The organism is Zoogloea oleivorans (genome assembly GCF_008107625.1).
In the GTDB taxonomy this organism is placed as follows: Bacteria; Pseudomonadota; Gammaproteobacteria; order Burkholderiales; family Rhodocyclaceae; genus Zoogloea; species Zoogloea oleivorans.
Map to the genome: position 1 here is coordinate 178,864 of NZ_SDKK01000003.1, position 14,929 is coordinate 193,792.

A 14,929-nucleotide genomic window follows, 5' to 3' on the forward strand; every position below is an offset into this window, starting at 1 on the left:
CGTCGCATCCCGGCTGTATGTCCGGCCACCGCCTGCTGTCGTCCCGATGAGGCCCGCCGCGGCCGGCGGCCGTTTGCTGCGTGGCTGAGGGGCGCCTGTCCTTTCTCCATCTGCCCCGCCTGTGTCTGCGCAAGCTGGCGTGGCTGGGCCTGATCGCCTATTTCGTGGGCGGGCTGGTCTTCGTCGGCGTGCGCCATCTGGTGCTGCCGGGCGTACCGGCGTATCGCAGCGAAGTGGCCCAGTTGCTGTCGCGCTCGATCGGTCTGCCGGTCGACATCAAAAGCCTGTCTGCCGACTGGACCGGTCTGCATCCGCGCCTGCAACTGGGCGGACTGAGCATCAAGGATGCTGCCGGTGAAGAGGCCATGACCCTCGACCGGGTGGATGCCGAGGTGGCCTGGTCGTCGCTGCTGTTGCTGCGCCTGCGCCTGCACCGGCTGGAAATCGATTCGCCGGAACTGTCCATCCGGCGCCAGGCCGACGGCCAGATCTTCGTTGCCGGCCTGAAGGTCAACACCGGCGGCGAGCGTGGCGGCTTTGCCGAATGGCTGCTCGACCAGCGCCAGATCGTCATTCGCAACGCCCGCCTCGAATGGAGCGACGCCCTGCGCCAGGCCGACACGCTGGTGCTCGACAAGCTCGATTTCCGCCTCGAAAACTCCGGTGCCCATCACCGCTTCGGCCTGCGTGCGCAGCCGCCGGTCAAGCTCGCGGCGACCCTCGATGTGCGTGGTGACCTGCGCGGCCGCGATCCGGCCCGCCTCGACGAATGGCGTGGCGAGTTCTACGCCGGGCTCGACTATGCCGACCTCGGCGCCTGGCGTCAGTGGGTCGACTATCCCCTCGCCGCCGACGGTGCCGGCGGCCTGCGGGCGTGGCTGGAGTTTGCCGGGGGACGGATCAGCGGCATCACCGCCGACTTCGCCCTGCGCGATGCGCGGGCGCGGCTGGCCACCGGGCTGGACGATATTCCGTTGGCCAGTGCGGCGGGGCGCCTGCGTTACCGCGAGGAAAACGGCGTCATCGAAGCCAGTGGCAAGCGGCTGAGCCTGCAGGCCCGCGACGGCATGACGGTGGCGCCCACCGATTTCTTCCTGCGTCTGCAGGAAAAGCGCGGCAGCACGCCGGCCCAGGGGGAATTCATCGCCAACCAGCTCGACCTGGGGGCCCTGTCGCGGCTGGCCGGGCGCCTGCCGCTGGACGAAACCTTCCGCAAGCGCCTTGCCGAGCTGGGCCCCGTCGGCAGCGTGGCGCCCCTCAACGTGAAATGGAGCGGCGAGGCCGGGCAGCTCGCCACCTACGAGGTGGATGCGCGCTTCATCCGTCTGGGCATCGAACCGCTGGGCGCATGGCCGGGCTTCTCGGGTTTGTCCGGGCGCATCGAGGGCACCGAGCGGGGCGGGCGCTTCACGCTGTCGGGGCAGGATGCCTCCATCGCGCTGCCGCAGATCTTCGCCGAACCGCGCCTGGCCCTGGCCGAACTGGCGGCGGAGGGTTCCTGGAGTCATCCCGAAGGTGTGCTCGAAGTGAGCCTCGCCAGCGTCAACTTTGCCAACCGCGACGCCCGCGGCACCGCGTCCGGACGCTATCGGGCCAGCCCCGACACGCCCGGTGACATCGATCTGCAGGCGCGCCTGTCGGAAGCCGACGGCACCGCCGTGTGGCGCTACATGCCCAGCGTGGTGAACAAGGCTGCCCGCGACTGGCTGCAGACCAGTCTGACCGGTGGCCGGGCCATGGACACGCGCCTGACCCTCAAGGGCAACCTGGCCCGCTTTCCGTTCCGCAATCCCCGCGACGGTACCTTCCGGGTGACCGCCAAAGTGGCCGACGGCCAGCTCGACTACGCGCCCGGCTGGCCGAAGATCGAAGGTGTTTCCGGCGAGCTGATCTTCGAGGGCGCCGGCATGACCGTGAAGGCCCGTCGGGGCCGCATCTTCGGCGTGGACCTGAAGGACGTCACCGCCGTGCTGCCGGATTTCGAGACCGACGACGTGCTCACCATTCGCGGCACCGCCCTCGGTCCGACGCAGGACTTCCTGCGCTTCATCACCGACAGTCCGGTGGCCGACATGATCAACCGCTTCACCGACCCCTTCCGCGCCGAGGGCAAGGGCAGCCTCGATCTGCAACTCGTGCTGCCGCTGCACAAGCTGACCGAGTCGAAGGTGCGCGGCGACTTCCAGTTTGCACACAACCAGCTCCAGTTCGACCCGGCGATGCCGGTGCTCACCGAGGCCAGCGGGCGGGTCGGCTTTACCGAAAGCCTGCTCACCGTCAAAAACGGCACCGCCCGCATCTTTGGCGATCCGGTCAGCGTGACCGGCGGCAGTCGCCCGGACGGCAGCGTGCTCCTCAATGCGCAGGGCACGCTCAGCGTCCTCGCCCTGCGCCGGGAACTCGACTTGCCGCTGCTCGATCACCTGTCGGGCAGTGCGCCATGGAAGGGCACCATCGCCGTGCAGAAACGCGGTGGCGTCGAGTTCGTGCTCGACAGCAACCTGCAGGGCGTCGTGTCGAGTCTGCCCGATCCCCTCAACAAGTCGGCGGCGGCCATCCTGCCTTTCCGCTTCGAGATGCTGGCCGCCGCTGCTGCCAATGGTGCCCCCCCCGGCGACACCCTCAAGCTGGCGGCCGGATCATTCTTTCAGGCCCAGTTCCAGCGTCGCCATGAAGCCGGCCGGACGCTTGTCGTGCGCGGCGGCATGGCCCTCAACGAACCGGTTCGGCTGGCCGACAAGGGCGTGCTGGTGGTCGCCACTGCCGACAAGCTGGATGCCGACGCGTGGCGCAAGGCCCTGGCCGGTACCAGCCCCGGCGTCGAGGCCGACAAGGCCGCGGGCGACAGCGACAGTGCCTTCCCCTTGTCCGGGCTGAATCTGCGTGCCGGCGAGCTGCGCATGCTCGGTCAGCGGCTCAACGATGTGAGTCTGCGTGCGGTGATGGAAGAGGGCGGTTGGCAGGCCCGCCTCACCAGCAAGGAAGCGACCGGCGACTTTGTGTGGCGCGAGCAGGGCCGCGGCCGTCTGCAGGCGCGCTTCAAGCAACTGGCGCTGGGCACGGCCGGCAAGGATGACAAGGACGGCAGCGACAGCCCCCGGCCCGACGAAGAACGCCTGTCCGAGTTGCCCGGCCTCGACATCAGCGCCGACAGTTTCGTGCTCCGTGGCCATTCCCTCGGCAAGCTCGACCTGAAGGCCGTTAACCGGGGCGAGATGTGGCGGCTGGAGAATTTCAGCATCGCCAACCCGGACGGCACCTTGACCGGCAACGGCGTGTGGCGGCCGGGAGCCCGGGAGGAAACCCGGCTCAACTTCAAGCTCGATGTGGTCAGCGTGGAAAAGATGCTCACCCGCCTCGGCTACCCGGAAGCGGTGCGGCGCGGCAAGGCGGTGATGGAGGGGGACGTGGTCTGGCACGGCAGCCCCATCGCGCTGCACATGCCGACGCTGGGTGGCAAGATGCATGTGGACGTGGAGAGCGGACAGTTCACCCAGCTCGATCCGGGCGTCGGCCGCCTGCTCGGGGTGCTCAACCTGCAGGCCCTGCCGCGGCGCATCACGCTGGATTTTCGCGACGTGTTTTCCCAAGGATTCGCCTTCGACCGCATTTCCGGTAGCATCCAGATGAATAACGGTTTGCTGCGTACCGACGACCTTGAGCTTTTCGGGCCGGCCGCGCGGGTCTTCATGAATGGGGAGGCCGACGCGGTGCGGGAAACCCAGAACCTGCGGGTCAAGGTCCAGCCGACCCTGTCCGAGTCGATTGCGGTGGGTTCGGCCATTGCGACCACCGGCGCGATCAACCCGGCCCTTGGCCTGGCCGCCTACCTGGTGCAAAAAGCCTTGCGCGACCCCGTGGAAAAGCTGTTCAGTTTCGAATATGCCGTGACCGGCGCCTGGTCCGACCCCAAGGTCGAGAAGCTGGCATCCCGGCCACCGCTTGCACCCCAATAGCCACGTCAGCGAGGACCTATCCATGACAAGCAATCCGGTCTGCCGCATCGCCGCCGTACAAATGGTTTCCGGCCCCGACGTGGACGCCAACCTGAAAGACGCTGACCGCCTGATCGGCGAAGCCGCCGCCGCGGGCGCCCGTCTGGTGGTGCTGCCCGAATACTTTCCGCTCATCAGCGGCGATGAAACCGCCAAGATCCGCATCCGCGAAGAAGAGGGCCACGGCCCGATCCAGAGTTTCCTGAAGGATGCCGCGCGTCGCCACAAGGTATGGCTGATCGGCGGTTCCTGTCCGATGGAGGCCGACGTCCCGGACAAGGTCAAGAATTCCACCCTGGTCTTCGACGACGAAGGCCGCCGTGTGGCCCGCTACGACAAGATCCATCTCTTCGGTTTCCAGAAGGGCGACGAGTACTACGACGAATCCGCCACCATTGAGGCCGGCAACGAAGTGGTCAGCTTCGAGGCGCCCTGCGGGCAGGTCGGTTTGTCGATCTGCTACGACCTGCGCTTTCCCGAACTCTTCCGGGCCATGGGCGAGACCGACCTGATCGTCCTGCCGGCCGCCTTCACCTACACCACCGGCCGCGCCCACTGGGAAATCCTGCTGCGCGCGCGGGCCATCGAGAACCAGTGTTACGTGCTTGCCAGCGCCCAGGGCGGCGTGCATCCCAATGGCCGGCGCACCTGGGGCGACAGCCTCATCATCGACCCGTGGGGCGACGTCCTCGCCCGTCTGCCCGAAGGCCCCGGCGTGGTCGTTGCCGACCTGGACCCGGCGCGCATCGCCGAAGTCCGCGCCAGCCTGCCGGCCCTCAAGCACCGCAAACTCAGCTAACCGAGCGAATACCCATTCCCCCAGAGACCATGAGCAAGAATCCTGCACCCAATCCCCTGAAGCTCGCCAGCAAGCTGCTCCTGAAGCCCTACGACCTGGATTTCGAGGATCTGGACAAGGTCTTCGGCAAGCTCTTCCGCCACAAGCTCGACTACGCCGACCTGTACTTCCAGTACCACCGCTCCGAGGCCTGGAGCCTCGAAGAAGGCATCGTCAAGTCGGGCAGCTTCAACATCGAGCAGGGCGTCGGCGTGCGCGCCATCACCGGCGAGAAGACCGCCTTCGCCTACTCCGACGACATCAGCCTGAAGGCCCTCAAGGACGCCGCCGACGCGACCCGTGCGATTGCCGACAGCGGGCGCCGCAAGGCCCACAAGATCGAGGCCGTCAAGAAGCCGCCGCTGGCCCTGTACCGGGGTGACAACCCGCACGATTCGCTGGACGACGTCACCAAGGTCAAGCTCCTCGAACGCCTCGAAGCCATGGCCCGCGCCGAAGACCCGCGCGTCAAGGAAGTCATGGCCAGCCTCGTCGGCACCTGGGAAGTCATCATGGTGGCGCGCAGCGACGGCCACCTGGCGGCCGACGTGCGGCCGCTGGTGCGCGTCTCGGTGTCGGTGATCATGGAAGAGAACGGCCACCGGGAGCAGGGCTCCAGCGGGGGGGGCGGGCGTTACGACTACGGCTACTTCACCGACGAAGTGCTCACCGGCTTTGCCAAGGCGGCGGTGCATCAGGCGCGCGTCAACCTGCACGCCAGCCCGGCGCCGGCCGGCAGCATGACGGTGGTGCTCGGCAACGGCTGGCCCGGCATCCTGCTGCACGAAGCCATCGGCCACGGCCTTGAAGGCGACTTCAACCGCAAGGAAAGCTCGGCCTTCTGCGGCCGCATCGGCCAGCAGGTGGCCGCCAAGGGCGTTACCGTGGTGGACGACGGCACGCTGCCGGATCGCCGCGGCTCGCTGACCATCGACGACGAAGGCAACCCCACCCAGCGCACCGTGCTGATCGAGGACGGCATCCTCGTCGGCTACATGCAGGACACGCTGAATGCCCGCCTGATGGGCGTCAAGCCCACCGGCAACGGCCGTCGCGAATCCTTCGCCCACCTGCCGCTGCCGCGCATGACCAACACCATCATGCTGGCCGGCCAGCACGAACCCGCCGAAATCATCGCCTCGGTGAAGAATGGCCTGTACGCCGCCAACTTCGGTGGCGGCCAGGTGGACATCACCTCCGGCAAGTTCGTGTTCTCGACCTCTGAGTGCTACCTGATCGAAGACGGCAAGGTGACCCGCCCGGTGAAGGGTGCCACCCTGATCGGCAACGGCCCCGACTGCCTGACCCGCGTGTCGATGATCGGCAACGATCTGGCCCTCGACCCGGGTGTCGGCACCTGCGGCAAGGACGGCCAGAGCGTGCCGGTTGGCGTCGGTCAGCCCACCCTGCGCATCGACGGCCTGACCGTCGGCGGAACGGGAGGCTGAGCCATGGATCGCCGCACCTTCCTCAGCCTTGCCGGCGTGTGTTGTCTGCCGGCCACGCACCTGTGGGCGGCGCCCGCCGCCGCAGGCCTGTCCCTGCCGTCGGCCATCAACAAGGCCGGGCGTCAGCGCATGCTTTCCCTGCGCATGGCCAAGGCCTGGCTGATGCTGGTGCTGGGCGTGCTGCCCGACAAGGCCAAGCCCCTGCTGACCCAGTCGATCAGCCTGTTCGAACAGCAACTCGGCGAACTCAAGTCCTTTGCCCCCAGCGATGAGGTGCGGGCGGCCTTCCAGCAACTGGAGCAGGAATGGTCCCGCTTCCGGCCGCTGCTGGCCGACTTGCGCAGCGACCCCAAGGCCGTGTGGACCGTCAGCGAGGCAGCGTTGACGGCCGCCCAGAAGCTCACCCAGGCTTACGAGAAGGCGGCCGGTACGGCGCTGGGCCGTCTGGTGAATGTTTCCGGGCGTCAGCGCATGTTGTCCCAGCGCATGGCCAAGGCCTATTTCTTCCGCCAGATGGGCGTCAATGTCACGCAGGCCGGCGAGATGCTCGATGCCGCGGTGAAGGAGTTCGCCAAGGCCCACGAAGAACTCAAGGTCGCCCCCCAGAACTCCGCCCACATCAAGGAAGAGCTGGCCCTGGTCGAGCAGCAGTGGTTCTTCTTCCAGAACGCCCTGGGGATGCGCGATGCCGGCGAGCAGAAGCGTGCCGCCACCAACGTGGCCACCACCAGCGAACGCATTCTTGAACAGATGAACGAAGTGGTCGGCCTCTACGAGAAATCGGCGCGGGATGTCGAATACTGATCGGGCGGGGACGCTCTTCGTGAGCCGTCGTTTCTGGCTGTTTCCGGTGCTGGGCGCGGGCGCGCTGCTGATGGCCGCCTGTGCCACGCCGGTTTCCTCGCCGCAGGCCATCCAGCGCCTCGACCCCGCCGACCTGGCCCGCATCGACGCCGCCCGACCCGGGCGTCCGTTGAGCCTTGACGAGATCGTGCAGCAATCGCGCTTTGTGCCGCCGCCGATTCTCATCGAAACCCTGCGCAGCACCGGCACCCACCATGCCCTGACGCCCTCCCAGGCCATTCGCCTGCGTCAGCAAGGTGTTGCGCCGGAAGTGCTGGATGCGCTTGCCGACGCCCACCAGCGCTGGGTGCAGGATCAGGCCACCGCCGAGAAGGTGCGCCGCGACACCGAACAGGCCGCCGCCCTCGACAGGGCGCGCGCCGAAGTCGAACGTGCCCGTCGCGCCGCCTATCCGCCGGTTTATGCACCCTATGGCGATCCCTTCTACGGCTACCCCTTCGGCTACCCCGGCCGCCCCCGCTTCGGCGGCATCGGCTGGGGCATCCAGATCCGCCGCTAACCCCCCCACCAGCCCCCTGTGGGTCGGACTTCAGTCCGACAACGCCCCACCACAAGCCCCTGTGGGTCGGACTTCAGTCCGACAACGCCCCACCACCAGCCCTTGTGGGTCGGACTTCAGTCCGACAACGCGCGTTCCGCCCGCTGAGTCGGACTGAAGTCCGACCCACAGGGGGGCGTTGACGATTCAGCCCCTGCCGCAGTTTGAATCGGCTTTCTTTACGCCATTTTTATGTGGGCAGTGCAACACTCTGCGCATGCCTGCCCTGATTCCGTTTGCTGCCCGTGAGCCGATCTCCGAAGGTCGCCGTTACGCCCTGGCGTTGCTGGCCTGCGTGGCGGCACTGGCGGTGGCGCTGCCGCTGCGCGAGGTGCTCGACCTGGCCAACACGGTGATGCTCTTCCTGCTGGCCGTGGTGCTGGTGGCCAGCCGGCTCGGCCGCGGGCCGGCGGTGATCGCCTCGCTGGGCAGCGTGGCCCTGTTCGACTTCTTCTTCGTGCCGCCGCGCTTCTCGTTTGAAGTGAGCCATGGCCAGTATCTGGTGACCTTCGCCGTGATGCTGGCGGTGTCCCTGATCGTTGGCCAGCTGACCGCCGGCCTGCGCAGCCAGGCGCGTGACGCCGAGCGCCGGGAGCAAGCCACGCGGGCCTTGTATGACCTGGCCAAAGTGCTGGCGGGGGCGATGTCGCCGGCTCAGGTCGAACTGGCGGTGCGGGCGTTCATGGCCACCCATCTGGGCGCCCGCCTGTGGCTGCTGCTGCCGGCGCCGGACGACACCCTGACACCGGTGACACTGGCTGCCGGGCCGCTTGCCGCGCTGGATCTGCAAATGGCCCGCATGGCTGTCGACGGCGGGCTGGCCGTTGAATCCGGCGCCACCGACGCGCCCGGCTTTCGCCGCCACTTTCTGCCCCTGAGCGGATCGACCCGGGGACGAAGTGTGCTGGTGGCGTCGATGCCGGACAGTGCCAGCGGCGATCTGCCCTTGCTGGAGGCCCTGGCCTCGCTGGTCGCCACGGCGGTCGAACGCCTGTATTTCGTGGATGCAGCCCAGTCGGCGCAGCTTGAAGCCGAATCGGAACGCCTGCGCAGCGCCATCCTGTCTGCCCTCTCCCATGATGTGCGCACCCCGCTGACGGCCCTTTACGGGCTGGCGGATTCCCTTGTGCTGACCCGTCCGCCGCTGCCCGCCGACGCGCAGGAGACGGCCGAGGCCATCCGTGACCAGGCCCTGCGCATGAACGGCATGGTCGGCAATCTCCTCGACATGGCCCGCCTGCAGGCCGGGCGGGTGAGCCTGCGCAAGGAATGGCAGCCCCTCGAAGAAGTGGTCGGGGCCAGCCTGCAACTGCTCGGCCGCGCCATGGACGGGCATCCGGTGCAGGTCAGCGGGCTGGGCGAGTTGCCGCTGGTTCACTTTGACGCGGTTTTGCTGGAGCGGGTCTTCTGCAACCTCTTCGAGAACGCCGCCAAGTACGCCCCGCCGGATACGCCGATTCTGCTGGCCGCGCAGGCGGGCAGCGAGTTTGTCGACGTGCAGGTGACGAGCGGCGGGCCCGGCTTTCCAGCGGACAGCCTGAGCCGGGTGTTCGATCTGTTCGAGCGTGGTGCGGTCGAGGCCCCCGTGGTGGGCATGGGCGTGGGGCTGGCGATCTGCCGGAGCATCATCGAGGCCCACGGTGGCACCATCCGCGCCTTCAATCCGCCCGGCGGCGGGGGCAGCGTGGCCTTCACGCTGCCCCTCGGAACACCGCCGGCCATCGAGCCCGAACCCCCTGAGCCGGAGGGTGGCCCATGACGGCCCCACAGATTCTCGTTGTCGAGGACGAACGCCAGATCCGGCGCTTTGTGCGCACTGCGCTCGAAGGCGAGGGCTGCCGTGTGGCCGAAGCCGAAACCCGCGGCCAGGCATTGATCGACGCGGGCAACTGCCAGCCCGACCTGGTGATTCTCGACCTGGGCCTGCCGGACGGCGACGGGACGCAGTTCATCCGTGACTTTCGGGTCTGGTCCACGGCGCCGGTGCTGGTGCTGTCGGCCCGTTCCACCGAGCACGACAAGATCGGCGTGCTCGATGCGGGCGCCGACGACTACCTCACCAAACCCTTCTCGGTGGGCGAACTGCTGGCCCGCGTGCGGGCCCTGCTGCGCCGCCGCGTCAAGCCCGACGGCGAGGCGGCACAACTGCGCTTTGGCGACGTGGACGTGGATTTCTCGCGCCGTCAGGTGAGCCGCCGTGGCGAGCCGGTCAAGCTCACACCCATTGAATACCGCCTGCTGGGCGTGCTGATCGCCAACGCCGGCAAGGTCATGACCCATCGCCAGCTATTGCGCGAAGTGTGGGGCCCGGCCTACAGCGACAGTAGTCATTACCTGCGCATCTACGTCGGCCATTTGCGCCACAAGCTCGAGGACGACCCGGCGCAGCCGCGCCACTTCCTCACCGAAACCGGCGTCGGCTACCGCTTCCAGATCTGAACGAGCGCAGTACTCACGGAGTTTTCCATGCACCCGTCTGCAACAAACCACTCGAAGTCCGGCACCGCCGGTCTGGCCCTGGCGGCGCTCGGTGTCGTCTATGGCGACATCGGCACCAGTCCGCTGTATGCCTTCAAGGAAGCCTTCATCGGCTCCCACGGCCTTGATCCGACGGACATGAATGTGCTGGCCACCCTGTCGGCCTTCTTCTGGGCCGTGCTGGTAATCATCTCCCTCAAGTACGTGTGGGTGGTGCTGCGCTTCGACAACGAAGGGGAGGGCGGCGTGCTGGCGCTCACCGCCCTGGCCCACCGGGTATCGCGCAGCCCGCGCTGGGGCTTGCTGGCCATTGGCGGGGGCATCTTTGCCGCCGCCCTGTTCTACGGTGACGCGATCATCACCCCGGCCATCTCGGTGCTGTCGGCGGTGGAGGGCATCAGCGTCGCCACACCGCACCTTGAGCACTTTGTGGTGCCGGTGACGGTGGGCATTCTGGTGGCCCTGTTCATGATCCAGAAGCACGGCACCGGCTACGTAGGGCGTTTCTTCGGGCCGGTCACGGTGATCTGGTTCCTGACCCTGGCGGCCATGGGCGTCGCCAGCATCATGCAGACACCGGAAGTGCTGCGCGCCATCGACCCGCGCTACGCCATCGACTTTGCCAGTGCCCGGCCCCATGCCACTTTCATCCTGCTGTCGGCGGTGTTCCTGGCGCTGACCGGGGGCGAGGCGCTGTATGCCGATATGGGCCACTTTGGCGCCAAGCCGGTGCGGCTGGCCTGGTACGGGCTGGTGTGGCCGGCGCTGATGCTCAACTACTTCGGCCAGGGGGCGCTGGTGATGCGTTCGCCGGTAGCCATTCAGAACCCGTTTTACCTGCTGGCCCCCGACTGGTTCCTGATACCGCTGGTGGGCCTGGCCACGCTGGCCACGGTGATTGCCTCGCAAGCCACCATCACCGGCGCCTATTCCATGACCTTGCAGGCCACCCGCCTTGGCTACCTGCCACGCCTGCGCATCCTGCACACCTCCGACACCGAACGCGGGCAGATCTACATTCCCAGCGTCAACTGGCTGATGCTGGTGGCGGTGATCGTGCTGGTGCTGCAGTTCCGCTCGTCGGCGGCGCTGGCGGCGGCCTACGGCATCGCCGTGTCGGGCACCATGATCATCACCACGCTGCTCACCGTCTTCATCCTGCTGATGAGCGAAGGACGCGTGCGCTATGGCCTGCTGGCGGCGCTGGCGGTGTTTGGCGTGCTGGAGGCGCTGTTCTTCAGCTCCAATCTCACCAAGCTCGGTGAAGGCGGCTGGATGCCGATGGCGCTGGGCGCCTTCATCTTCCTGATGCTCACCACCTGGAAGGAAGGCAGCCGCCTGCTGGCGCAGCAGCGCTGCCGCATCGACGTACCGCTGGCCGGCTTCATCAAGGGCCCGCTGCCCGACGTGCCGCGGGTTTTTGGCACCGCGGTGTATCTCACCTCCGAGCCCTCGCTGGTGCCCAGTGCGCTGTTCCACAACCTCAAGCACTACAAGGTGATGCACGAGTGCACCGTCTTTTTGCATGTGGTGAATGAAGACATCCCGCACATCGACAACGCCGAGCGGGTCACCGTGACCCTGCTCGCCGACGGCATCTACAACGTGGATGCGCGCTTCGGCTTTCGCGAGGAACCGGACGTGCCCGCCGCCCTCGCGCTGGCGGCCAAGTACGGCCTCGAACTCGAACCGATGACCACCACTTACTTTGTTGCGCGCTCCAGCATCGTCGATGGCCCCGGCCAGATGCCCCGTTGGCGCTGCAACCTGTTCGGCTGGATGATGCGCCAGTCGGAAGGGGCCGCCACCTACTTCAAGCTGCCCGCCAACCAGGTGGTGGAGCTGGGCACGCAAGTCATGCTGTAGGCCGCGCATGGCTTCCTGACGTGTGCATGGGCTAGAATCATCGACTCACCATAAAGCAGCCGACAGGATTCACCATGCACGCCTCCTCAAAAGTCCATATCGACGATGTCCGGATCAAGGAGATCAAGGAACTGGCCCCGCCGATCCACATGCTGCGGGAATTTCCCGCCACCCCCAAGGCGGCGGAAACGGCGTTCGAGGCGCGTGCTGGCATCCACCGCATCCTGTTTGGTGCCGACGACCGTCTGCTGGTGGTGATTGGACCCTGTTCCATCCACGATACAGCCGCGGCCATGGAATATGCCCGCCGCCTCAAGGCCGAGGCCGACCGCCTCAAGAACGACCTGCTGGTGGTGATGCGCGTGTATTTCGAGAAGCCCCGCACCACGGTGGGCTGGAAGGGCCTCATCAACGACCCGCTGATGGACGGCAGCTTCCGCATCAACGAAGGCCTGCGCATCGCCCGCAAGCTGCTGTCGGACGTGAATGAACTCGGTCTGCCCGCCGGCACCGAATTCCTCGACATGATCACCCCGCAATACATCGCCGACCTGATCTCGTGGGGCGCCATTGGGGCCCGCACCACCGAAAGCCAGGTGCACCGCGAGCTGGCCTCCGGCCTGTCGAGCCCGGTGGGCTTCAAGAACGGCACCGACGGCAACATCCGCATCGCCGTCGACGCCATCAAGGCCGCCCAGTCGCCGCACCACTTTTTGTCGGTCACCAAGGCTGGGCACTCGGCCATTGTGAGCACCACCGGCAATGAAGACTGTCACCTCATCCTGCGCGGCGGCAAGGGCCCCAACTACGACGCGGCCAGCGTCGACGCCGCCAGCAAGGAACTGGCCGCCTCCGGCCTGCAGGGCAAGCTGATGATCGACTTCTCGCACGCCAACAGCAGCAAGCAGCACAAGCTGCAGGTCAATGTGGCCCACGACGTGGCTGGCCAGATGGCCAACGGCGAAGACCGCATCATTGGCGTGATGGTCGAATCCCACCTCAAGGAAGGCCGTCAGGACTTGAAGCCCGGCGTTGAACTGGAATACGGCAAGAGCATCACCGACGCGTGCATCGGCTGGGAAGACAGCCTCACCGTGCTCGACGTGCTGGCCGAAGCCGTGCGTCAGCGCCGCGTCAAGCGGGCCGCCGGCGAGTAAGGCAACACGCCGCGCAACGCGGCACGACGTAAAAATGGGGAAGCTGACTGCAGCTTCCCCATTTGCATTTCAGGCGCTGCCCGCTTACTTCTCGATAAAGGCGTGCTCGATCACGTAGTCAGCCGGATCACCGATGCGCTTCGACATGCGGAAGCCGCGTGCGTCCAGCATGGCACGGCTGTCCTTCAGCATCGGCGCACTGCCGCAGATCATCGCGCGGTCCACCGCCGGATCAAGCGGCGGCAGGCCGATGTCTTCAAAGAGTTTGCCGCTCTCCACCAGATCGGTGAGGCGGCCCTGGTTGCGGAAGGGCTCGCGGGTCACGGTGGGGTAATAGATCAGCTTCTGCGAAATCGACTCACCGAGGAACTCGTGCTGCGGCAGCTCATGGGTGATGTAGTGCGAATAGGCCAGCTCGCTCACCTGACGCACGCCGTGCACCAGAATCACCTTGTCGAAGCGGTCATACACATCCAGGTCGCGGATGATGCTCATGAACGCCGCCATGCCCGTGCCGGTGGAGAACAGATACAGGTGGCGGCCGGGCAGCAGATCCGACAGCAGCAGCGTGCCGGTGGGTTTACGCGACACCAGTAAGTCATCACCCGGCTTCAAGTGCTGCAGGCGCGAGGTGAGCGGGCCGTCCTGCACCTTGATGCTGAAGAACTCCAGGCTCTCCTCGTAGTTGGCGCTGGCAATCGAATACGCGCGCATCAGCGGCCGGCCATCCACCTCCAGCCCGATCATCACAAACTGGCCGTTCTCAAAGCGGATCGACCGATCACGCGTGGTGGTGAAAGAGAAGAGGGTGTCGTTCCAGTGATGAACACTGAGGACTTTTTCGGTGATGTGGGCGGCCATGGGGAAGAATGTGGCTGACAGAAAGGCCGCCATTATCCTCGTCTCGCCTTGAATTTACAGCGGAAAATTCTTGTCGACGCCTGATTGAAATCAAGTTGTGGGCTGAAGGTCGTGCTCGCAAGGTTCCGGTTGCCATTACGCCCCACCAGATTGGCAATGTGACCGATCAAATTGCCAATCGGACGCACCAAAGAAGCAATGTGACGGGCCAGATTGCCAATCTGACCGGGCAACTTGTCAATCTGGCCAGTCCGATCACCAATCTGGTGCATCACATTGCCAATTCGACAGACCAGATTGGCAATCTGTCGCACCCGAATGCCTTCCGAACAAAAAAGCCGTTTCATGCCAATGTCACGTTTTATTGACGGTTTTTATATGATGTGAAAATATTCTGCCGTGGGCCTCCACATCCGAAACCAACCAACGCCCTTGGAGAAGTCATGGCAAACACACAACGCTCCCGCGTCTCCCCGCAAGTCCTGCAAGCCGACATCGAAGCCTTCATGGCCCTTACCGCCATCCCCGGCTATGCACCCGCCAACCCCGACTTCGCCTTCAGCAGCATCGCGAAGCTCCACGAAAACCTGCAAGCCCTCCTCGCCACCGAATTCCACGCCCAAAACACCCTCGCCGCCGCCCGCGACGCCGCCCAGGCCGCCCAATGGCAATTCCACGACGCCATCCTCGGCGTGAAGAACCAGGTGAAAGCCCAGTACGGCGAAAACTCCGACCAGCTTGCCGCGTTGGGCTTGAAGAAGAAGTCCGACAGAAAGGCCCCGACGAAATCGGGCAAGGCGGCGGCGACGGAGGACTAGGCGAGCGGTTCCCGGTTTGAGCTGTTGGGGCGACGGTGATCGCCCACACACCATGCAAAAGGCCCA

The 14,929-nt window shown here is 66.1% G+C and carries 12 protein-coding genes; 11 read left to right on the forward strand and 1 reads right to left on the reverse strand.

Annotation, left to right across the window (positions count from 1 at the left end):
• Positions 1-80: 80 nt before the first annotated feature.
• From ETQ85_RS03975 to aroG, 9 genes are all read left to right on the forward strand, one after another.
• Positions 81-3,956 (forward strand): YhdP family protein, encoded by a 3,876-nt coding sequence (locus ETQ85_RS03975; protein ID WP_148577757.1) that lies wholly within the window; start codon positions 81-83, stop codon positions 3,954-3,956.
• A 22-nt stretch (positions 3,957-3,978) separates the two neighbouring features.
• Positions 3,979-4,794 (forward strand): carbon-nitrogen hydrolase family protein, encoded by an 816-nt coding sequence (locus tag ETQ85_RS03980; protein ID WP_148577758.1) that lies wholly within the window; start codon positions 3,979-3,981, stop codon positions 4,792-4,794.
• A 29-nt stretch (positions 4,795-4,823) separates the two neighbouring features.
• On the forward strand, positions 4,824-6,281 hold the full coding sequence (tldD, locus tag ETQ85_RS03985) for a metalloprotease TldD (protein WP_148577759.1): 1,458 nt from the start codon (positions 4,824-4,826) through the stop codon (positions 6,279-6,281).
• 3 nt (positions 6,282-6,284) lie between these two features.
• Positions 6,285-7,085 carry a type IV pili methyl-accepting chemotaxis transducer N-terminal domain-containing protein gene (locus ETQ85_RS03990; protein WP_148577760.1) on the forward strand — a complete coding sequence of 267 codons (801 nt, stop codon included), beginning with the start codon at positions 6,285-6,287 and terminating at the stop codon, positions 7,083-7,085.
• Positions 7,072-7,644 carry a hypothetical protein gene (locus tag ETQ85_RS03995; protein ID WP_148577761.1) on the forward strand — a complete coding sequence of 191 codons (573 nt, stop codon included), beginning with the start codon at positions 7,072-7,074 and terminating at the stop codon, positions 7,642-7,644. Before ETQ85_RS03990 ends, ETQ85_RS03995 begins: the two co-directional genes overlap by 14 nt.
• Positions 7,645-7,900: 256 nt before the next feature.
• Positions 7,901-9,442, forward strand: coding sequence for a DUF4118 domain-containing protein (locus ETQ85_RS04000; RefSeq protein WP_148577762.1), 1,542 nt, complete (start codon positions 7,901-7,903; stop codon positions 9,440-9,442).
• The gene (gene kdpE / locus ETQ85_RS04005; protein WP_148577763.1) at positions 9,439-10,122 is read left to right on the forward strand and encodes a two-component system response regulator KdpE; all 684 of its coding nucleotides are present in this window, start codon (positions 9,439-9,441) and stop codon (positions 10,120-10,122) included. Before ETQ85_RS04000 ends, kdpE begins: the two co-directional genes overlap by 4 nt.
• Positions 10,123-10,149: 27 nt before the next feature.
• Positions 10,150-12,027 carry a potassium transporter Kup gene (locus ETQ85_RS04010; RefSeq protein ID WP_148577764.1) on the forward strand — a complete coding sequence of 626 codons (1,878 nt, stop codon included), beginning with the start codon at positions 10,150-10,152 and terminating at the stop codon, positions 12,025-12,027.
• A 74-nt stretch (positions 12,028-12,101) separates the two neighbouring features.
• Positions 12,102-13,184, forward strand: a complete 1,083-nt coding sequence (gene aroG, locus ETQ85_RS04015) for a 3-deoxy-7-phosphoheptulonate synthase AroG (protein ID WP_148577765.1) — start codon at positions 12,102-12,104, stop codon at positions 13,182-13,184.
• An 84-nt stretch (positions 13,185-13,268) separates the two neighbouring features.
• On the opposite strand, the gene ETQ85_RS04020 is transcribed toward aroG, so the two are convergent.
• On the reverse strand, positions 13,269-14,045 hold the full coding sequence (locus tag ETQ85_RS04020) for a ferredoxin--NADP reductase (RefSeq protein WP_148577766.1): 777 nt from the start codon (positions 14,043-14,045) through the stop codon (positions 13,269-13,271).
• A gap of 8 nt (positions 14,046-14,053) precedes the next feature.
• Here ETQ85_RS04020 and ETQ85_RS04025 point away from each other — a divergent pair, with 8 nt between their 5' ends.
• Both ETQ85_RS04025 and ETQ85_RS04030 read left to right on the forward strand, forming a co-directional pair.
• On the forward strand, positions 14,054-14,413 hold the full coding sequence (locus tag ETQ85_RS04025) for a hypothetical protein (RefSeq protein ID WP_148577767.1): 360 nt from the start codon (positions 14,054-14,056) through the stop codon (positions 14,411-14,413).
• A gap of 75 nt (positions 14,414-14,488) precedes the next feature.
• A complete protein-coding gene (locus tag ETQ85_RS04030; RefSeq protein ID WP_148577768.1) occupies positions 14,489-14,863 on the forward strand; it encodes a hypothetical protein in 375 nt (124 codons plus the stop codon).
• Positions 14,864-14,929: the final 66 nt, after the last annotated feature.